Below are 20,974 nucleotides of genomic sequence, written 5' to 3'. Positions count from 1 at the left end.
ACCAGATGTTTAAAAAAGTATTGGTTGCCAATCGTGGCGAAATTGCCCTCCACATTGTTCGAACGTTAAAAGAAATGCAGATTGCGTCAGTCGCGGTTTATTCGCAGGCTGATCACAATAGTTTACATGTGCAGTTAGCCGATGAAGCCGTTTGTATCGGGGGCAATCGTGCGCAAGATTCCTATTTGAATATGCAAAACGTCATGTCCGCGGCTTTAGGAACCGGTTGTGATGCGATTCATCCCGGCTACGGTTTTTTATCCGAGAATAGTCAATTCGCAGAAATGTGTGAAGCTTGTGGCATCACGTTCATCGGACCTAGTAGTCAAGTGATTGCTTTGATGGGCGATAAGAGTCAAGCCAAGTTAAGCATGCAACAAGCCGTTGTGCCGTTGATTCCCGGCAGTGACGGTCCAGTGCAAGATTTGGCGCAAGCCCAAGCGGTGGCACAAGACATTGGTTATCCAGTCTTGTTAAAAGCCGTCGCCGGTGGGGGTGGCAAAGGGATTCGACGTGTTGAATCCGAAGCACAATTGAATCAACTGTATCCGCAAGCGCAAGCTGAAAGTGCCGCAGCGTTTGGCAATCAAGCGCTCTATCTAGAAAAAATTATGACCAACGTTAAACATATTGAAGTCCAAATTTTTAGAGATCAACAGGGGCACGGCGTCTATTTTCCAGAACGGGATTGTTCATTGCAACGCTTTAAACAAAAGGTATTGGAAGAAACGCCCAGTACTTTATTAACGACTGAAGAACGCCAAAAACTCGGTGCCATCGCCTTGCAAGCCGCCGAGCAAATTAATTATGTCAACACGGGTACCGTTGAATTTTTAATGGATCAAGCCCATCAATTTTATTTTCTAGAGATGAATACGCGGATTCAAGTCGAACATCCGATTACTGAAATGGTGACCGGGATTGATTTAATTCGCGAACAGATTAATGTCGCACAGGGGCATCCCTTGTCGTTTGAACAAAGCCAGTTAACGCCCAATGGTTTTGCCATTGAATGCCGGTTGAATGCCGAAAATCCAGAACAACATTTTGCGCCTTCAGCAGGGACGATTGATTATCTCTATTTACCAATTGGCAATCTTGGGGTGCGAATTGATAGCCATCTTTTTAGTGGTTATACGATTTCGCCTTTTTACGATGCGATGATCGGCAAGTTAATCACTTGGGGGCCAACGCGGGCGATTGCGATTGCGAAAATGCAACGGTTATTAAACGAACTGATTGTAACCGGGATTAAAACGAACCAAGCTTTCCAACAAACATTGTTGATTGATCCGACATTTGAAGCCAGTCAGGTGACAACCGATTATTTATCACAGAAATTAACGGATTAACGTAGGAGGGTGTCATGCAATTATTTAATGCCGTGCGTCAGATTGGCAAAGCGCACCTGAAATATAATCAAGCGAGTCGCAAAAAGGTGCCTGATGGTTTATGGATTGCTTGTCCTAAATGTCAGCAATCTTTTTACCATAAAGAAATTGGGCTGTACCGAGTCTGTCCGTTATGTGGATATGGTTTCCGCACGCGGGCTAAAACGCGGTTAGCGTGGCTAGCGGCCGATTTTCAACCGCTCGATACGACGCTTAAAACCATTAATCCATTAAAATTCCCAAAATATCCGCAAAAAGTCAAACAAGCCCAACAAATTACCGAATTAAATGACAGCGTCCTAACGGGCATCGCCATGATTGACGGTCACCGGGTGGCGCTTGGGATTATGGATCCGTATTTTATCATGGGTAGTTTGGGCACGATTGCCGGTGAAAAGATTACTCGATTATTTGAATTAGCAACGATTCAAAAGTTACCAGTGCTGCTGATCACCGCCTCTGGTGGCGCGCGGATGCAAGAAGGGATTCTATCGCTGATGCAGATGGCGAAGACCTCAGCTGCGATTAAACGCCATGCCGAACAAGGGCTGTTGTACATCAGTTTATTGACTGATCCGACCACGGGGGGTGTGACGGCTAGTTTTGCCACGCAGGCTGATATTATTCTAGCGGAACCTAAAGCGTTGATTGGATTTGCCGGGCGCCGCGTGATTGAACAAACGACGCACGAACAAATTCCGGCTGATTTACAGGATGCCGAAACCGTACTGCAAAATGGGTTCATCGATCAAATCGTTCCACGCGAACAACAAAAGGCGGTCTTGAGTCAAATTCTCAGATTACATGAAAGCGGGGCTAACGAATGAAATCAACTAAAATCCAAGCCGCCGAAATCGTGGCGGGGGCCCGTAGTCCGCAAAAAATCACCACGGAACAATTATTAACCGGCTTATTTGACGATTTGCTGGTTTTTCATGGCGACCGGGTTGGCGGCGAAGACCCCGCAATTATTGGTGGCGTGGCGACTTTTCAAGGCCAGCCCGTGACTGTGATTGCGACGGACAAAGGCACCACACCGGAAGAGCGCATCGCGCGTCATTTTGGCTGTCCCGAACCGGCTGGTTATCGGAAGGCTTTGCGCTTAATGCAGGCCGCCGAGAAATTTAACCGGCCGATTATTACGCTAGTCAATACAGCGGGGGCCTACCCAGGCGCTCACGCTGAAGAAACGGGTCAGGGGATGGCGATTGCCAATAACCTCTATACAATGAGCACGCTAAAAACCCCAATTATCAGTTTGATTTTCGGGGAAGGCGGTTCTGGTGGCGCATTGGCGTTGGCGTGTGGCGATCAAGTTTGGATGGTCACTAATAGTATGTATTCGGTGTTATCACCGGAAGGTTTTGCTTCCATTTTGTGGAAAGACAGTTCATTGGCGGATCAAGCCGCTGAAATCATGCAACTAACGCCGACCGCATTGAAGAAGGCGGGGATCATTGAAGGGATTATTCCGGAATCGGACAATCCAGCTGAATTCTGCCAAGCGATTCAAAGCGTTTTGAGTGAACAATTAACCAATTTACAGGCGATTCCAAGTGAGACGCTCTTGAAGATGCGTCAAGCGCGGTTCCGCCAATTTTAAGGAAGAGGAAGTGACGCAAAGTGTTAAAAGGTCAAAAAATATTAGTGATGGGTGTTGCGAATAAAAGAAGTATCGCTTGGGGATGCGCACAAGCGATTATCGCCGCTGGTGGCGACGTGATTTACACTTATCAAAATGAACGGATTAAACAAAAATTACTTAAAATATTACCAGCTGAAGCGACTTTAGTAGCGTGTGATGTCAGTGATGATCAAGCGATTGAAACAGCTTTTCAAACGATTAAAACCGAGATTGGCATGATTGATGGCATTGTTCACGCAATTGCTTTTGCAAACCGCGAAGAATTAGAAGGCGTTGTTTATGAAACATCGCGCGCGGGTTACTTATTGGCTCAAGAAATCAGCGCTTATTCATTAATCGCAGTGGCTAAATACGGTCGTCTAATTTTAAAACAACCGGGTAGTATTGTGACATTAACTTATTTTGGTTCAGAACGTGCGATTCCGAATTATAATGTGATGGGGATTGCCAAAGCCTCACTGGAAGCGAGTGTCCGTTATTTAGCGCGTGATTTAGGGGCTGAAAATATTCGAGTTAACGCAATTTCCGCCGGCGCGATTAAAACGTTAGCCGTCACTGGGGTCAAAGATTACCGGGCCTTGTTGGACGAATCAGAACGCCGGACGGTTGATGGCCAATCAGTCACGATTGAAGAAGTCGGCAATACCGCCAGTTTCTTATTGAGTCCGTTAGCCAGTGGCATTACGGGTGATGTGATTTATGTCGACAAAGGCGTTCATTTAATTTAGCGAACGACAGCAATTATTAACGATTCAACCCTTTAAGATAGTTTCCTCAACAAGCGATTATTTAAAAATAGCCCTAGTGGTTTGCGAGGAGTGAAAAAATGACTTTATCCAAGGCGCGTCAAATCAGTTATGCAAGTTTGGGCTTAGCGTTATTAATCATTAGTGCCCAAATTAGCTTACCAATTTGGACGATTGCGGTGACGCTCCAAACGTTAGTCGTTGGCTTATTAGCGACGATTTTACCGTATCGTTTAAATCTCATGATTATTTTAGCCTACCTAACGTTAGGGTTGCTCGGCTTACCAATCTTTGCCAATTTTACGAGCGGGATGAGCGTGTTGGTCGGGCCGACCGGTGGCTATCTAATCGGATTTTTGGCGTATAGTACCGTGACGACCATTGGTATTGCTTGGTTAGGCCGCCAGCCATTAACGCTATTCGGGGTGACTTTTGTGGCCAGCATCAGCCAATTATTAATTGGGACGGTCTGGTTATTGTTCTTTTTAAAATTAACGTGGCCGGTAGCGTTGATGACCGGTTTTGTCCCATACGTGCTCATCGAATTGATTAAATGTGGTTTAATCAGCCAAATAGCCCCTCGATTAAGGGCCAATCTATTTAAAGACTCATGAATCAGCTTGGCAACCAGTCACGCCCTGTACGTTAGGACCTGATTAGCTGCCTTTTTGATTGGTTTCAAGTAATTCTGAACCAAATTCATCAATTAGTGCGTGAAATTCTTGGAAGTCTTGAACGGTCAAAGTGGTTAGAGTCGATTCGAGTTGCTGTTTGACCCCGGCGTAAGTTAAATTTTTAAGTGGCCGTTGTTCGTAGTGGGACACCAGTCGGCGGGCGTAAGTGTCGGCAACAAAGACTGGCCGGTTGAAGACGTATAATAATAACACATCAGCGGTTTCGGGGCCGACGCCGGGAAGGGCTAATAATAAGGTCCGTAATTCAAGCGTTGAATAAGTCGCGTCCATTTGGCTAATCTGATAATCGTGCGTTTTGAAGAAATTGAGGAGGGCAACCAGCGCCTGACTTTTATGTCGATAAAAGCCGCTGGGCCGGATTAACGTCATCAGTTGGTCAGCGCTTAACGCCAGAATGCGAGCGGGCTGTAAATCAGTGGCGCGCTTTAAATTGGCCAGCGAATAATCGACATTGCGCCAATTTGTATTTTGAACGAGAATGGCGCCAATCATCATTTCCCAAACTGAATCGGCAGGCCACCAATGTTGCGGACCATGTTGGGCTAATAGTTGATGGTAGAGTGCGGTGTAATCAATCATTGTGAGGACTTCCTTTGCTAGTCATTAGTTTAGCACGCCGATCGATTAACTCAGTCCGTGAACACTTATGAGATTTAAGGCTTGACTTTTTATGTTTACAGATGTAAATTTAATGTATCGAAAGAAAGCAGTTGTTCGCAACGGCTATTTTTTTAAAGATAAAGTTTACAAATGTAAATAATAGGAGGCTTTAATCATGGAACAAATTGTTAAGATTGATGGGATGAAATGTACGGGTTGTACGCAAAAGGTGCAAGATCGGTTTGAAAAATTAGCGGGGGTTCAATCCGTCCAAATGGATTTAGCCCAAAAGCAAGCGACGTTGACGGTTACTGAACCAGTCGCCTCAACGACGTTAGCGGCCGCATTGCAAGATACGAAATACACGATTGCTTAGTAATTAGGCGAGAAAGGAGTCAGCGATGACCACCAAAACTTTTAATATCGACGGGATGGTTTGTGCCTCTTGCGCGCAAACGATTGAAGGCACGACCCGCAAATTACCAGGCGTCCGTACTGCGGCCGTCAACCTAGCGACTGAGAAAATGCAGGTCGATTACGATAGTCAACAATTGGCTGTGGCTGAAATTGAAACGGCCGTTAGTGATGCCGGTTATCAAGCCACTGAACAAGTCGATCATCAACAAACAGCGGCTAAGATTCAGGATAAACGGGCGACTCATTTGCAAGTGCTCTGGCACCGCTTCTGGTGGTCCGCGTTGATGACGATTCCACTACTGCATTTATCAATGGGGCATATGGTTGGTGCGCCGTTACCAAGTCTCTGGCACCCGACCAGCCATCCGTTGATGTTCGCGGGGACGCAACTGCTACTGACATTACCGGTGTTATATTGGGGCCGGTCATTTTTCACAATTGGCTTTAAAGCGTTATTCAAAGGTCATCCGAATATGGATACGTTAGTGGCGCTCGGGACGAGTGCGGCTTGGGGTTATAGTTTGGTTGCGACGATTGGTATTTTGTTTGGCCAAACCGCACTAACGATGAGCCTTTATTATGAATCAGCCAGTGTTATTTTGACCTTGATCACGCTGGGTAAATATTTTGAAGCGCGTTCGAAAGGCAAAACATCGGCGGCGATTGAACGGTTGATGAATTTAGCGCCGAAGCAAGCGACGGTCTTAATTGATGGTGTTGAACAAACCGTGGCGGTCGCCGATTTAAAAGTGGTCGACGTGATTCTGGTTAAACCGGGTGAAAAAATTCCGGTTGACGGGCAAGTGATTAGCGGCCATTCCGCGATTGATGAAGCGTTGATTACCGGCGAAAGTTTACCAGTTGAAAAACAAGTCGGCGATGCGGTGATTGGGGCCAGTCTCAATAAGAATGGTAGTTTCCAATTTAAAGCCACTAAAGTCGGTGAAGCAACGGCTTTGGCTCAAATCGTTAAATTGGTTGAATCAGCTCAAGGTTCAAAGGCGCCGATTGCAAAATTAGCCGATACGATTGCCGGCGTTTTCGTTCCGATTGTGATGGGGCTAGCGGCCTTTTCCGGCTTAGCTTGGTATTTCTTGGGCCAAGAATCATGGTTATTTGCTTTAACGATTACGATTTCGGTCTTAGTGATTGCCTGTCCGTGTGCGCTCGGTTTAGCGACGCCGACAGCGATTATGGTCGGAACCGGTAAAGGGGCCGAAAACGGCATTCTAATCAAAAGTGGGACGGCGCTCGAAACTGCACAACGGGTGCAAACAGTCGTTTTAGATAAAACTGGGACGATTACGCAAGGCCAACCCCAAGTGACCGATACGGTGGTGGTTCAAGGGACCACGACTGAATTATTACAACTGGCGGCGAGTGTTGAAGTCGGCTCGGAACATCCGTTGGCGAGTGCCTTAAAACAGGCGGCAACGGATCAGGATTTAGCTTTATTACCGATCAGTCAATTTACGGCCGTTCCCGGCTTTGGGTTATTAGCCGAAGTGGCTGAAGCAACGATTGCTTTTGGTAATCTGGGATTGATGCAACAACAAAATGTACTGGTGACGGCTGAGCAACAGACCACCGTTCAGCAATTAGCGGCGCAAGGTAAAACACCCATGTATCTCGCTAAGGCGGGCCAACTCCAAGGGGTGGTCGCGGTTGCGGATCCAGTGAAAGAAACGAGTGCCACCGCGATTCAAGCATTACAACAACAAGGGGTTCAAGTCGTGATGTTGACGGGCGATAACGCGGAAACGGCGCAAGCAATTGCGGCATCCGTGGGGATTACTGAAGTCATTAGCGACGTTTTACCAGCACAAAAAGCACAAAAGGTGCAAGCTTTACAAGAAGCCGGTCAAATCGTGGCGATGGTCGGCGACGGCATCAACGATGCGCCCGCGTTAGCGCAAGCTGATATCGGGATTGCGATTGGTTCTGGCACCGATGTGGCGATTGAATCGGCCGATATCGTACTGATGCATAGCGATTTACAAGACGTGCCACGAGCTTTGACGTTGAGTCGCAAAACGATGCGCAATATTAAAGAAAACCTCTTTTGGGCCTTTGCGTATAACGTTTTGGGGATTCCAGTTGCGATGGGGGTCTTACATCTATTCGGAGGACCCTTATTAAACCCAATGATTGCCGGGGCAGCGATGAGTTTTAGTTCCGTTTCGGTGTTATTAAATGCATTACGTTTGAAACGGTTGACGTTAAAATAAAGACAGTATTAAAAGAGACTAACGCCTACATATAAGGGGTGTTAGTCTCTTTTTTTGTTTCAAAATCAATGTAATCGGTTGCTAGAATTGGATTTAAACGTTATATTATTAGAAGTAATTATTGAGAAGGAGTTTACTAAATGGCAATTAAATTAATCGCATCCGATATGGATCATACTTTATTAACGGAACAGGGGCAGCTGCCCCCCGATTTTGTCGAAACGGTTCATGCGTTGACCGAAAGTGGTATCTTGTTCACCGCCGCTAGTGGTCGTCCATTGTATACGCTGAAACAAATGTTTCCGACATTAGCCGACCAAATGTGTTATGTCGGGGATAACGGGGGCGTCATCAGCTATCGAGGCGAAATCCTGTTTAAGAGTTTATTACCCTTAAATGATTATCAACGAATGGTTCAATTTGTGAATGAAAGTCAGACCGGAATCGGGATGATTTGTGGGATGGACGCTGCTTATATCGAACGGCAATATCAAGATTCAGATGCCATCTTCCGTCAATTTTATGCCAATATTGAATACGTTGATGATTTGACCCAAGTCACGGTTGAAGCGGATAAATTTACCGTCTACTTCCCCGAAAAGAATAGCCAGGCCTTCTATGAACAGGTTTATGGTCCAGAATTTGGCAGTGATTATTCGGTGACGGTCGCGGGCGTCGAATGGGTTGATATTATGAATCAAGGCGTCAATAAGGGCCATGCCATGCATTTATTGGCTGAGCATTTCCAGATTTTACCCACCGAAATGATGGCGTTTGGGGATACTTATAATGATAAGGAAATGCTCCAAACCGTGAAATATAGTTATCTAATGGGCAATGCGGCGCCTGAAATGGCGCAATACGCGACGTATCAAGCTGATACGAATGATAATTATGGGGTTTTAAAAGAAATTAAGAAGTTATTATAGATAGCCAAGACGCAATTTTTTGGAAGGTGATTGGGGCTGTCGTTTCTTGTAAAATTTCATGGGCAGTGTGTGGTAAGATTTGGACCGTCGCGGCAGTCAATTGCGCCTGATCAAACTGACTGGTTAATTGGCGGGCCCGACGACCATTACCACCGGCCGGATCGTCTTGGCCGCTTAAGACAAGCATTGGGAAAGTTTGATTTGTGGCGAACCAATCCGTTTGTCTGGACTGTTGCGCGATGGTAAAGAGGGTTGCAAAACCATTGTTGGTAAAAGTATAACCACAAAGGGGATTTTGTTCATAGGCGGAAACGTTGTCTAAATTGTAACTCAGCCAAGAAAAGGGGCGGCGTCGATCAAATTTTTGTGGATAGATGCCAAAAGCGAGCCGGTTTAGGACGTTCCCCGGTTTGTGTGGCGCCTTTTTAGCGATGAGTCGGATGACCGGTAAGCCAACTTTTAAAACAGCGGGGACGTCAATTACCCCGATGAAAATAACACCACTTAATCGACTGGACGCTTGTTTCAAATACTGGGTCGCGAGCATTGAGCCCATTGAATGGCCTAGAACGAACAAGGGGAGTTCGGGATAACGTTCTTGAGCGAATTGACCAATTTTTAAACTATCCGCCAGTAGTGTCGCTGCACCATCTTGACCGAAGTAGCCCAATTCGCTAAGGGATTGGACTGAATGACCCTGTCCCAGATGATCATGGCCGATAACCACCCAACCTTGAGCGGTTAGATATTCTGCTAGCGGGGTGTAGCGTTCAATATATTCGGCCATACCGGTGATAATCTGGAGAATACCGACGGGTGTTTGGTCGGTCGGTTCCCAAAGGATGGTATGCAATTCGACATCGGCTTTAGTCGAGTTAATTTTAAAAACGTGCATGGTTTATTGCCTCCTTTAAAGGGCTTTCATTGTTGCCATTGTCCCCATTCTAGCAGAGATTATTAATAATGCACCTAGTCTGCTTATACATCATTGAACAATCGCAAGTAGTTAGAAGCACAATTTTGTATACCGCAATATAAAAAAGGGTCATTCGCCAGAATTTTTGGCGGATGCCCCTTTTTAAGTGGTGCGTGTGCAACGAGCAGTTTAATTTTAATCTTTAACGGTTTGATTAATCGCTTCGGCTTGTGCAAAGTATTGTGAACGGAAGCGACTAACGACGCCCCAGTAATAGAAAATTAAGGCGAGCACCGTGATGATGACGAAATCATATGGATAATGTAGCCAGTTACGACCATTAAACGCAGTACTACCAACACAGGAAATCACCGATAACAATGCGAGATAGATAATGAGCCACAAACTGCCTTTAACTTGCGCCCAAGTATCTTGCCAATGGCGGCGGTATTCATAATAGATGTAAAAAGGAATCCCTAACAGAATCACGCCAATCACCTTAATCGTCGTCGGCCACATCGCCCAATAAGTCGCTAAACTAGCCAGAACAAACGAAAAAGGCGCCATGACTTTGAGCCAACGCGATTGAACGGGCCGTTTGAAATCCGGGGCCATTTTACGTAAGGACATTGCGGTGACCGGACCGGTTAGATAGGCAATCAGTGTCGCCGTTGAAATGACACTGGCTAAGGTCCCCCAGCTTCTAAAAATCGAGACGAGTAACATGCTAACGAGCGCGTTAATCACCATCGCAACCCGCGGGATATGGTATTGGGCGTTGAAGCGCCCGATGATCGCCGGCATGTGTTGATTTTGTTTCAAGGCGGCAAAGGTGCGCGCACAAGACGCAACAAACGAAACGCCGGTCCCAAAAGGGGACACAAAAGCGTCTAAATAGAGTAAGACGGCTAACCAATGAATCCCTAATAAAATTGCTAAATCGGCAAAAGGCGATTGAAAGTTTAACCCGTGCCAACCCGTCTTGGCGATGATTGTTGGTGAGACCGCGCCAATGAAGGTGACTTGTAATAATAGATAAATCACAATACTGATGCCGAGTGAAATCGCAATGCCGCGCCCAATATTGCGTTTGGAATCTTGAATCTCACTGCCGACATTGATCACGGTTTGAAAGGCGTTATAGGAAAAGATAATCCCCGATACCGAAGTGGCCGCAAAAATTTTAGCGGAACCATACGGCATGAAAGTCGCCATTGAATGACCAAAATTAGCGGGATGCCAACCAGTTGAAATCAATAAGATTATCGTCAAGAGCGGCACACCCAATTTAAAGACGGCGATAAAGCTCGTGAAACGGGTCAGAAATTTAACTGACCAAAAATTAAGTAACGTAAAGACGATAATAAATAGGAAAACGACGAGTAATCCGCGATTTGAAATCGCGCTATTGTGCATAAAATGATTGGTCCAATTGGCCCAAGCGGCGATAAAACCTAATAAAGAACCGTGACTATATTGAGCGTAATGACTCATGCCGCCACTTTCGGGGAACATGGTGCCGAGTTCAACGTAATTAAAAGCGATGGCGCCAATCACAATTGCTCCGACAATCCAAGAAATAATGGCGGCCGGTCCGGCAACGGTCGTCGCTTCCCAAGCACCAAATAACCATCCTGAACCAATAATTGAGCTGAGGCCTAACATGACCAAACTAAATAAACTCATTTTGTTTTTCTCTAACATGGCAACCTCCTGTGTATGGTGAGCTATTATAGCAACCAATTAGGGGGGATACAAATGGCAATCGGATTAAGAAAGGGCCACCAATCGTTTGTCAGCAGTGACGTTCGCGATTTTAAAATAAATCGGACACTAAAAAAACCACTATCAATAGTGGTTTACTAATTTGCTTGTATAAATTAAGGCTTAGCGATGAATCGCGTCGGTTTGTTTGAGTAATTTAACTTTACGATCATTCCAAAATGATTCAGACATATCGCGATAGAAAATGGCAGTCTGACAAGTAGGACAACGCTTGATACCGTAATCAATAGCGGCTTGGCATGCTGGACAATGAAAAGCAGTTGTCGTTGATTCAGTGGCAACTGGTGTTTCTTCACGCGTATCTACCATCAATAGGACTCCAATCTTAGCTTAATGACCTTAGTATACCTTATCGGGTAGCGCTTTGTTAAGTCCTTGAACCGGTTTTTTAAAAAAATATGCACAAAATCGAAATAATATGCTATACTAGGCAAGTACTAAAGCGGTATGCGAGTGTAGTTTAGTGGTAAAATTCAAGCTTCCCAAGCTTGTGTCGCGGGTCCGATTCCCGTCACTCGCTTCTATAAAACAGTATAAGTGAAAAACGATTATCCGATTTTGGGGGTAATCGTTTTTTTGTGCTAGTCAGAGTGCGAAGCATCGTCTTTTGAAACCTTATCAGTTATAATGGGTTCACAACTAATCAAGGGGGTCAAATTGATGAATAGCATCCATTTAATTTGTTTAGGCGTTTTAGATTTAACGGCGTCTCGTAAATTCTATCAAGCACTTGGTTTTAATGAACCGGCTAGCGAACATGCTGATGTGATTGCTTTTTTTAATAACTTTGGCACTAAACTGGAACTCTTTCCGTACGAAGCGTTGTTGGCCGATATCGGTCTTGATGCAGCGGAGAACCCAATGCCGACGACGTTTAATGGCGTGACCTACGCTTATAATACGAAGAGTGTAGCCGAAGCTGATCGTGTCTTTCAAAGGGCGTTGGCCAACGGTGCCACTTTAGTGAAACCCCTGACGTGGGGCGACTGGGGTGGTTACAGTGGCTATTTTAAAGAGTTGAACGGTTATTATTGGGAAGTGGCTTACTCCAAGGACTGGCAATTTGATGCCAATGATATGCTGATTATTCAGTAGGGTTAAGACTTTAGGCGGATTGTGTCCCAATTAGTGGTTTGGTAAAGTAATGACTGTAGTAAACGCCTTAAACTCTAGGCGATTGAATGGGCAGGAGTGAATCGAATGACATTGTTAGAAATCAAAAATATTCACAAGTCATATTACGTGAATAAAGAAGAATTTAAAGTTTTAAAGGGGATTAATCTCAATTTTGATCGAGGCGAATTTGTCTCCATCTTGGGGGAATCCGGTGGTGGTAAATCAACCTTATTAAATATTATTGGCGGCTTAGATCACCAATACGATGGTGAATTAATCGTCAACGGTGAATCCCTTAAAAATGCGTCTGAAAAGAAATTTGATGCGTACCGGAGTCAGACGATTGGTTTTATTTTCCAAAGTTTTAATTTAATCAGTCATTTAACCAATTTGGAAAATGTGATGGTGCCACTCGAAATGACTAATTTATCGCACAAAGAACGGGTCGCTAAAGCCACCGCTTTGCTCGAACAAGTTGGGTTGAAAGACCATGTACATAAACATCCTAATCAATTGTCGGGGGGCCAAAAACAACGAGTCGCAATTGCACGGGCACTAGCGGCCAATCCCGATGTGATTATTGCCGACGAACCAACGGGGGCGTTGGATAGCCAAAATACCGCGGAGATTCTCGAAATTCTCCAAAAGATTGCTGAAGATGGTAAGTTGGTGATTGCCGTCACGCATTCCCAAGCAGTTGCGGATCACGGCACGCGCGTCGTTCATATGGTTGATGGTCAAATTGATTATGACAAGTCATTGAAGGTGGCTTATCCAGCGCCAGCAGAAGTTGCTACAAAGAAGAATAGTCCGTTAAGCTTTGCATCGGCGTTTAAAATGGCGATGCAACACATGCGTTACGATATTAAACGCAATCTGTTGATTATCTTTGGCGCATCGATTGGGATTTTCTCGGTGATTTTAATGCTGGGCCTGGGACAAGGAGTGACCGGCTACATCAATGATCAGGTCTCGTCACAAGTTAATCCGAATACGGTCCAAGTGGCTCGAAATATCACCAAAGAACAGACCGAAGCTGGTGATACCGGAGATTTAGCAACGAAAGATTTAAATCGTTTTAAAAAGATTAAGAATGTAACAAAAGTTGAAAAAGGCTTTTTCGCACAAGGGGTCCAGGTTAATTATTTAAAGAAGCGGACTACGATTCAAATGTTCCAAACTTTTAATAAGACCGAACGGGTGTCAGACATTACGGTTGGTCATCAACCTGGGCGAGATGAAATTCTGTTAACCAAAGCGACCGCTAAGGAATTGAATAAACATTATAAACAGATGGTCGGCCGGACGATTACGGTTTACGTCAACGCGCTTTCGAAGAATCAACAACCGGTTCAAATGAAAAAGACGTTGACAGTTTCGGGAATTATTAAATCCGGCACGGACGCAATTAATTACAACACACTAGCGGCGATGTACGCTGCTCAAAAATTAGAGTTTGCCCCGAATTTTGCCGCGGTGACGATTAATGAAACGGCGAATGTTAAAGCGGTGCAAAATAAGATTAAGACTTATAGTAGCCAAGTTGCTGGCAAAGCGCATAAAGATTATCAAATTACGGGGGTCGGTGCGATTTTAGACTCGATCAACACTTATTTGATGTTAGCCTTCTATGTCTTAGCGGGTATTGCTGGTATTTCACTCTTAGTTTCTGCGATTATGATTATTGTTGTTTTATACATCAGTGTTTCTGAACGGACCAAAGAAATTGGCATTCTACGGGCAATTGGTGCGCGCAAGAAAGATATTCGCCATTTATTCGTTTCGGAAGCGTTCTTGATTGGTCTATTATCAAGTGTCCTCGGTGCTTTAATCGCGGGAGTCGGCCAAGTGATTGTCAATACGATTGCGAAACCGTTAACGCATATGGCGATTGTTGATATTTCAAGTGGTTATATTATTTTTGGAATTGTCATCAGTATTCTGATTAGTTTACTGGCAGCATTAGCGCCATCCCGTAAAGCGGCGAAGTTAGATCCAATTGAAGCGTTGGCTGCTGAATAATAGTTGAAAAATTAATTCGGATTGGTTATACTAGGGTCAAGATAGAACAGTCGAAAGAATAATATCAGTGGCGATTACTAGCGAGTTCGGGATTGTGTAAGCCGAATAATCAAACTGATGTGGCGCGCTTTTGATTGAACAATTGCATACTTTAAAGTGGATCGATTGATCAATTTGAGTGGTACCGCGGGAAATCTCGTCTCTTTCATTTATTTGGAAGGGACTTTTTTTTCGGAAATTAAAGGAGGAATTTAACATGGATTTTAAACAACAAGTGGCCAATACGTTAGCATCAGTTTTAGGTGAGACATTAGAATTAGCCCAAATCGAAAAATTAATTGAAACCCCTAAGACGTCAGATTTAGGGGACTATGCCTTTCCAACCTTCATTTTGGCGAAGAGTTTGCATAAAGCGCCTCAACAAATCGCCCAAGATTTAGTCGCTGAAATTGACGCGACTGATTTTGAAAAAGTGGTCGCAACTGGCCCTTACATTAACTTCTTTTTAGATAAAGCGGCGTTTAGTGATCAAATCTTAAAAACCGTTTTAACTGAAATGAGTAACTATGGTCAAAGTGATTTAGGCCAAGGCGGTAACGTACCAATCGATATGTCATCACCTAACATTGCCAAACCAATTTCAATGGGTCATTTACGCTCAACCGTGATTGGTAATTCAATTGCCAAAATTTTAACTAAAGTAGGCTATCAACCCATTAAAATTAATCATTTAGGTGATTGGGGCACGCAATTTGGTAAGTTAATCGTGGCTTACAAAAAATGGGGTAGTGAAGAAGCTGTTAGAGAAGATCCAATCACTAACTTATTGAAATATTATGTGAAGTTCCATCAAGAAGACGTTGAACATCCTGAATTGGATGATGAAGCGCGTGCTTGGTTTAGAAAACTAGAAGGTGGCGATGAAGAAGCCACTGAATTATGGTCATGGTTCAGAAGTGAATCCTTAAAAGAATTCCAAAAGATTTACGACATGTTGGACGTTAAATTTGATTCATACAATGGTGAAGCTTTTTACAATGATAAGATGGATACGGTCGTTAATGCGATTGAATCTAAAGGGTTATTGCAAGAAAGCCGCGGCGCTGAAATTGTTGATTTAACGGCTTATAACTTAAACCCAGCGTTGATTAGAAAATCAGATGGTGCCACGCTTTACATGACACGTGATTTAGCGGCTGCGATGTATCGGCATGATACTTACCATTTTGTGCAATCATTGTACGTCGTTGGTGGCGAACAACGTGAACATTTCAGCCAATTAAAAGCTGTTTTAAAAGAAATGGGCAATGACTGGTCAGACGATATTCATCACATTCCATTTGGTTTGATTACGCAAGGGGGTAAGAAATTATCAACCCGGAGTGGTCGGGTCATCTTGTTGGAAGAAGTTTTAAACGATGCGGTGAAATTAGCCGGTCAACAAATTGAATCGAAGAATCCTGACTTACCGAATAAAGCAGAAGTAGCCAAGCAAGTCGGGATTGGCGCGGTTATTTTCCATGATTTGAAGAATGATCGTTTAGATAATTTCGACTTTAACTTGGAAGAAGTGGTGCGTTTTGAAGGCGAAACCGGTCCTTACGTACAATACACGAATGCGCGTGCGCAAAGTATTTTACGCAAAGCCAACCAAGAAGTCGTTGCTGACGATCAATTAGTAGTTGCCGACAGCAATGCTTGGGATGTTTTAAAAATGTTGAATAACTTCCCGAACGTCATTGTGCGTGCTAGCAAGGAATACGAACCATCAGTAATCGCTAAATATGCGTTACGTTTAGCCAAAGTTTTCAATAAATATTATGCAAATTCTAAGATTTTAGCGGATGACGACCAACGCAACGCACGGTTGGCATTGGTTAAGAGTGTCAGTACCGTTTTAGAAACGGCCTTAGATCTATTAGGCGTTCAAGCACCGAAGGAAATGTAGCGTACTAGCGCTACTTATAGGAAGTTTATACGTATAAATAAAAATAGCTTATTATGACTTTTTGGGTCATAATAAGCTATTTTTTATTGATTAGAAAAAATATTTAAATGTGTAAATCCTTAGACGATAATTATAGGCTAAATTGCTAATTAATTATTGTTGTCCGTAGGTTTTAAATTTCTCTTTAACAATTTTCATATCGTCATCATTTAATAGAACAGGTTTGCCGATAGATTCAGCATGGACTTTTAGTTTGGCCAAAAATTCAATATCTTTTGCAACCGAAAAAGCATCAGCACAAGTTGGTCCTACTGCCAAAACACCATGATTACCTAATAAAATACCATTATTATTGCGCATTGTTAGATAGGCCTCTTCGGCTAATTTTGAAGAACCAAACGTTTCATATTTACAGCAACGTACTTTATCACCAACAGAACCAATAATATAATGTAAGGGTTCGATATCTTCATGCAGACAGGAAATTGCGGTAGCGTAATCTGAATGTGTGTGCACAACAGAGTTAATATTAGCAGTTTTTCTATAAAAAATTGAGTGCATTGCATATTCACTGGAAGGCTTTTTAGAACCTTCTAAAATATTGCCATTTAAATCCATAACAACGATATCTTCAGGTAAAGTGTCGTTATATGGAATACCGCTAGGACTAATCAACATGACATTATCAGAACGAATAAAAATGCTGATATTACCACCGGTACCGGTGGTAAGTCGTTCAGTAACTAATTTTTTTCCAAATTCGACAATTTGATTCCGTTCGTTTAAATATTTCACTTTATATTCCAGCTTTCTATTCGTAATATACGTAGTTCACAAATACATAATATCAGGCATTTTTTATAAAATCAATGTTTTTCTTTGTTTTTCTTGTTTTGATGTTTTTAAATAAGGAATATATAATTTGATTTATTCTAAGATATGTAAGCAATAAGAGATATTGAATGGTCAGCATATTGAATATGTGTATACAATGAAATTTGTTGGATATCCTAAAATGGCTACTGTAACTAAGCACTTGTGCCTTAACAGTCCCGGAGATATATAAGTAATGATATTGTATAGAAATTAGAATAGAAAGAAATACTTAAAAAATAAGGTTTATTTATTTAATGAATAACGTACGCAATACGACTATCTAAGTGATCATACAAACTGATGAAGCCGAATATATTGCAATAACCAAAAAAAATAAATAAAAAACAAAGAAAAACATTGATTTTATAAAGAATAATTGATAATATGAGTTTGTTAAATGAAAGCGATTTCTAAAAGCGGATGGCGTGTGGTTATTTTAAAAGGAGGTCATATCAGCGATTGCATATTAATCATAAGTAGTTAGTAAAAGTTGTAATGTTACAGAAAAATAAAAGGAGGTCTATGTATGCAAAATTTTGATTATTATAATCCAGCGCATATATATTTTGGGAAAGGTCAAGAAGAATTAGTTGGTGATTTAACAGCACAATACAGTAAACATAAAAATGCACTTGTTTTATACAGTGGCGATTATTATAACTTTTTAGGGATTTCTGAACTGATTAGAACGAAATTTAAAAAGTCAGGCATCTCATACGTTGAATGTGGTGAAGTAGTTCCTAATCCTCAAATTAAATTAGTTCGTCAATTATGTGATTTAGTTCGAGATAAAAAGATTGATTTTATTCTGGCAGTTGGTGGCGGCTCTGTTATTGATACTGCAAAAGCTGTTTCATTTGGAGCTTTGTACGATGGAGATCCTTGGGATTTCTTTGCTGGAAAAGCAGTTGTTGAAAATGCGTTACCAGTTGGTGTTTTATCGACGGCGGCTTCCTCTGGGTCTGAAATGTCCAATGCAACTATTATAGACAACGACAATTATAAATTAGGCGTTGAGACGAGTTTAATTATTCCTAGTTTTACAATTATGAATCCTGTCTATACTCAAAAAATACCAGCATATCAAACTGGTGTAGGAATTTCCGATATTATGTCGCATATGTTAGAACGATACTTTACTTTAGTGAAAGATGTTGATTTAACGGATCGGTTATTGGAATCTGTAATGTATTCGTTGATGAATACAGCTAAAAAATTATTGAAAGATCCAGAAAACTATCAATTAAGAGCAGAGATTATGTGGGCCGCGGTGACTGCTCATAATAATTTCTTAGAATGTGGTCGCGAACCAGATTGGGGTTCACACCGTATTGAACATGAGATTAGTGCTGAATATGGTGTTGTTCATGGTGAAGGGATGGCTGTCGTGACTCCGGCCTGGATGGAATATACTAGTCAGAATTATCCCGATAAATTTGTTCAATTGGCAGCTAGATTATTTGGCGTCAATACTCAAGTAGTTGGTGAGGATGAAGCAATTAAGATTCTGATTGGTGAATTCAGAATGTTTTTCAAGGAACTTGGAATGAAAGATTCTTTACAGTCACTAGGAATAGAAGACAAAAAACAATTTAAAAAGATGGCTGAAAGGGCGACACATAATGATGAAAGTCCTGTAGGTCACTATCAGAAATTGTATGTGAATGATATTGTTGAAATTTTAAATAGAGCATTCTAAGTTAAATTATGATAATTAATTAAATCTAAGGCTTATCAAAGGAGTTAACTATGCTGAAATCTAAATTAATTCACCCAGAAATAATGAGTGCGTTGGCAACATGTGGACACGGTGATCATATTTTGCTTGTTGATGGCAATTATCCATTAGCATCTGCTACCAATATAAATGCAAAAAAGGTATATCTAGGATTAGAAGCGGGCGTTCCATCGGTTTCTTCGGTTCTAGAAGTTTTAAAGACAGCCATTAATTTTGAATCAATGGCTGTTATGTCCCCAGAGACAACGGAATCAGAACCAACTATCTTTGAAGATTTCCGAGAAATTCTACCGACGGTGCCATTAGAAAAGATCGATCGGTTTGAATTTTATGAAAAAGCAAAAAGTATGGAAAATATTAAGCTTGCAATCAATACCGGCGAGCTTAGAGCATATGGATGTCTTATTTTAACAGTTGGGTTTCGTCCAGCATAAGATGCTAGATGAATAAAGATAGTTTGATAAACTTAATCGACATTTGTTAGTACTAATTTGATCATAGAATTATTTGTGTAACTACTGAAGGAGGTTTATGCATGTCAACAAAAGAAAATGAAGTCAAAGGGTCATTTGCAGGCCTTTTACCATTAATCGGTTTCTTAATGTTATATATCATGGCTGGATTGGTTAGTGGTAAATTTGATAGTATGCCGTTATTAGTGGGAATGACTATTGCCGGAATTATTTCATTCGCATTACCACCAGCAAAAGGCGAAAAGAAGCTCTCTTTCCAACAGAAAGTTATGAAATTTTGTAAAGGTGGTGGCGAACCAAACTTAATGATGATGGTTGTCATATTCATTATGGCTGGTGCGTTTCAAGGTGTTGCCTCGAAAATGAATGCGGTTTCATCCGTGACTAATCTTGGGTTAAGTATCTTACCCCAAAGTATGGTTTTACCAGGGATCTTCATTGTAGGTTGTATCTTAAGTTTTGCAATGGGCACTTCAATGGGTACCATTGCAGCGTTAATGCCAGTAGCTGTCGATGTCGCAGCCAAAACTGGGGTCAACCCAGCGTTAATGGCTGGGATTGTTGTAGGTGGCGCAATGTTTGGGGATAACATGTCTTTTATCTCTGCTTCAGCAATTGCTGCAGTTCAATCTCAAGCAGTGACGATGCGATCAAAATTCAAATTAAACATTTTGTGTTATCTGCCAGCATTGGTTATTAATATTGTAATGTTGGCATTGTATCCCATCAAAGAAGTATCTTTAGGTGCTAATTACACCTTCAATTTGGTTAATATTATTCCGTATGCTTTGGTTATTGTTCTTTCATTAATTGGAATAAGTGTAATGCCAGTTATGATTATCGGTGTCTTATCAGGGATTGTGATTGGGGTTATGCACGGAGATTTCGGGTGGATTAGTTCTATGACTTATGTCAACAAAGGTATGGCCGGCATGGAAGAAATGGCAATGATTGCGATTTTTGTCGGTGGTGTAGTTGAAATGATGAAATATTTAGGCGGTATTCAATGGTTGATTGATAAATTAAGCAAAAATACAAAAACCAAGCATGGCGCTGAATTATCGATTGGTTTATTGATTATCTTACTTTGTGTCGCCACCACAAATAATACCATCGCCATTGTAGCTGTTGGTCCGATGGCAGTTACAATTGGTAAGAAATTTAAGCTTGCTCGATCACGTGTATCAACGATTCTTTCTATGTTCTCGACACACGTACAAGGTATTATTCCATATGCAGGTCAACTATTAGTCGCAGGGGCTATGGCAAAAGTATCACCTGTATCTATCATGCCTTGGGTATGGTATTGCTACTTGACATTGATTATGAGTTTACTATTTATCTTCATTAATTTCCCTAAAATTAAAGGTGAAGATGAAGGGTATGAAAATTTCGAACAATTAAAAGAAGAATCAGGATTAGAATCTTAAAAATACAAGTATAAAGGGG

17 protein-coding genes, 1 tRNA gene and 1 pseudogene are annotated in these 20,974 nt (G+C 42.1%); 14 read left to right on the top strand and 5 right to left on the bottom strand.

Annotation, left to right across the window (positions count from 1 at the left end; all coding sequences use genetic code 11):
• Positions 1-5 precede the first annotated feature (5 nt).
• From accC to LFUMFP_RS07795, 5 genes are all read left to right on the top strand, one after another.
• The gene (gene accC / locus LFUMFP_RS07815) at positions 6-1,352 is read left to right on the top strand and encodes an acetyl-CoA carboxylase biotin carboxylase subunit (protein ID WP_025083148.1); all 1,347 of its coding nucleotides are present in this window, start codon (positions 6-8) and stop codon (positions 1,350-1,352) included.
• Positions 1,353-1,366: 14 nt separating this feature from the next.
• Positions 1,367-2,218, top strand: a complete 852-nt coding sequence (gene accD, locus LFUMFP_RS07810; protein ID WP_056950189.1) for an acetyl-CoA carboxylase, carboxyltransferase subunit beta — start codon at positions 1,367-1,369, stop codon at positions 2,216-2,218.
• On the top strand, positions 2,215-2,994 hold the full coding sequence (gene accA / locus LFUMFP_RS07805; protein ID WP_106483389.1) for an acetyl-CoA carboxylase carboxyltransferase subunit alpha: 780 nt from the start codon (positions 2,215-2,217) through the stop codon (positions 2,992-2,994). Before accD ends, accA begins: the two co-directional genes overlap by 4 nt.
• A 20-nt stretch (positions 2,995-3,014) precedes the next feature.
• Entirely contained in the window at positions 3,015-3,764 is a 750-nt protein-coding gene (fabI, locus tag LFUMFP_RS07800; protein ID WP_106483388.1) for an enoyl-ACP reductase FabI, read from the top strand.
• 98 nt (positions 3,765-3,862) lie between these two features.
• On the top strand, positions 3,863-4,396 hold the full coding sequence (locus LFUMFP_RS07795) for a biotin transporter BioY (RefSeq protein WP_106483387.1): 534 nt from the start codon (positions 3,863-3,865) through the stop codon (positions 4,394-4,396).
• 42 nt (positions 4,397-4,438) lie between these two features.
• On the opposite strand, the gene LFUMFP_RS07790 is transcribed toward LFUMFP_RS07795, so the two are convergent.
• Positions 4,439-5,056, bottom strand: coding sequence for an endonuclease III domain-containing protein (locus LFUMFP_RS07790; protein WP_106483386.1), 618 nt, complete (start codon positions 5,054-5,056; stop codon positions 4,439-4,441).
• Positions 5,057-5,252: 196 nt separating this feature from the next.
• Here LFUMFP_RS07790 and LFUMFP_RS07780 point away from each other — a divergent pair.
• Together LFUMFP_RS07780 and LFUMFP_RS07775 are read left to right on the top strand one after the other, a co-directional pair.
• Positions 5,253-7,722, top strand: a pseudogene (locus LFUMFP_RS07780) (heavy metal translocating P-type ATPase).
• 140 nt (positions 7,723-7,862) lie between these two features.
• Complete coding sequence (locus tag LFUMFP_RS07775) at positions 7,863-8,651, top strand: Cof-type HAD-IIB family hydrolase (protein ID WP_025083155.1); 789 nt, start codon at positions 7,863-7,865, stop codon at positions 8,649-8,651.
• Here the strand turns inward: LFUMFP_RS07775 and LFUMFP_RS07770 are convergent.
• The 3 genes from LFUMFP_RS07770 to LFUMFP_RS07760 all read right to left on the bottom strand — a co-directional run bounded on the left by LFUMFP_RS07770 (position 8,635) and on the right by LFUMFP_RS07760 (position 11,661).
• Positions 8,635-9,546 (bottom strand): alpha/beta fold hydrolase, encoded by a 912-nt coding sequence (locus tag LFUMFP_RS07770; RefSeq protein ID WP_106483384.1) that lies wholly within the window; start codon positions 9,544-9,546, stop codon positions 8,635-8,637. The genes LFUMFP_RS07775 and LFUMFP_RS07770 overlap by 17 nt on opposite strands.
• A 216-nt stretch (positions 9,547-9,762) precedes the next feature.
• Entirely contained in the window at positions 9,763-11,271 is a 1,509-nt protein-coding gene (locus LFUMFP_RS07765; protein WP_106483383.1) for an APC family permease, read from the bottom strand.
• Between the two features lie 183 nt (positions 11,272-11,454).
• Positions 11,455-11,661 (bottom strand): hypothetical protein, encoded by a 207-nt coding sequence (locus LFUMFP_RS07760; RefSeq protein ID WP_025083158.1) that lies wholly within the window; start codon positions 11,659-11,661, stop codon positions 11,455-11,457.
• Positions 11,662-11,801: 140 nt separating this feature from the next.
• Here LFUMFP_RS07760 and LFUMFP_RS07755 point away from each other — a divergent pair.
• From LFUMFP_RS07755 to argS, 4 genes are all read left to right on the top strand, one after another.
• Positions 11,802-11,872, top strand: a tRNA-Gly gene (locus LFUMFP_RS07755).
• Between the two features lie 140 nt (positions 11,873-12,012).
• Positions 12,013-12,447, top strand: coding sequence for a VOC family protein (locus LFUMFP_RS07750; RefSeq protein WP_025083159.1), 435 nt, complete (start codon positions 12,013-12,015; stop codon positions 12,445-12,447).
• A 105-nt stretch (positions 12,448-12,552) separates the two neighbouring features.
• The gene (locus LFUMFP_RS07745; protein WP_106483382.1) at positions 12,553-14,490 is read left to right on the top strand and encodes an ABC transporter ATP-binding protein/permease; all 1,938 of its coding nucleotides are present in this window, start codon (positions 12,553-12,555) and stop codon (positions 14,488-14,490) included.
• A gap of 256 nt (positions 14,491-14,746) precedes the next feature.
• On the top strand, positions 14,747-16,438 hold the full coding sequence (gene argS, locus LFUMFP_RS07740; RefSeq protein WP_025083161.1) for an arginine--tRNA ligase: 1,692 nt from the start codon (positions 14,747-14,749) through the stop codon (positions 16,436-16,438).
• Positions 16,439-16,591: 153 nt separating this feature from the next.
• Here argS and LFUMFP_RS07735 read toward each other — a convergent pair whose 3' ends face one another.
• A complete protein-coding gene (locus LFUMFP_RS07735) occupies positions 16,592-17,233 on the bottom strand; it encodes an L-fuculose-phosphate aldolase (RefSeq protein ID WP_106483381.1) in 642 nt (213 codons plus the stop codon).
• A gap of 607 nt (positions 17,234-17,840) precedes the next feature.
• Between LFUMFP_RS07735 and LFUMFP_RS07730 the strand changes: the two genes are divergently transcribed.
• From LFUMFP_RS07730 to LFUMFP_RS07720, 3 genes are all read left to right on the top strand, one after another.
• Positions 17,841-19,013, top strand: a complete 1,173-nt coding sequence (locus LFUMFP_RS07730) for an iron-containing alcohol dehydrogenase (RefSeq protein WP_106483380.1) — start codon at positions 17,841-17,843, stop codon at positions 19,011-19,013.
• A gap of 50 nt (positions 19,014-19,063) precedes the next feature.
• Entirely contained in the window at positions 19,064-19,486 is a 423-nt protein-coding gene (locus tag LFUMFP_RS07725; RefSeq protein ID WP_106483379.1) for an RbsD/FucU family protein, read from the top strand.
• Positions 19,487-19,587: 101 nt separating this feature from the next.
• Positions 19,588-20,955: a Na+/H+ antiporter NhaC family protein gene (locus LFUMFP_RS07720; RefSeq protein ID WP_106483378.1), complete on the top strand. Its 1,368-nt coding sequence runs from the start codon at positions 19,588-19,590 to the stop codon at positions 20,953-20,955.
• The last annotated feature ends 19 nt before the right edge of the window (positions 20,956-20,974 follow it).

It is taken from the genome of Latilactobacillus fuchuensis, from assembly GCF_900258455.1.
In the GTDB taxonomy this organism is placed as follows: domain Bacteria; phylum Bacillota; class Bacilli; order Lactobacillales; family Lactobacillaceae; genus Latilactobacillus; species Latilactobacillus fuchuensis.
This window is presented reverse-complemented; position numbering and strand designations above follow the sequence as displayed.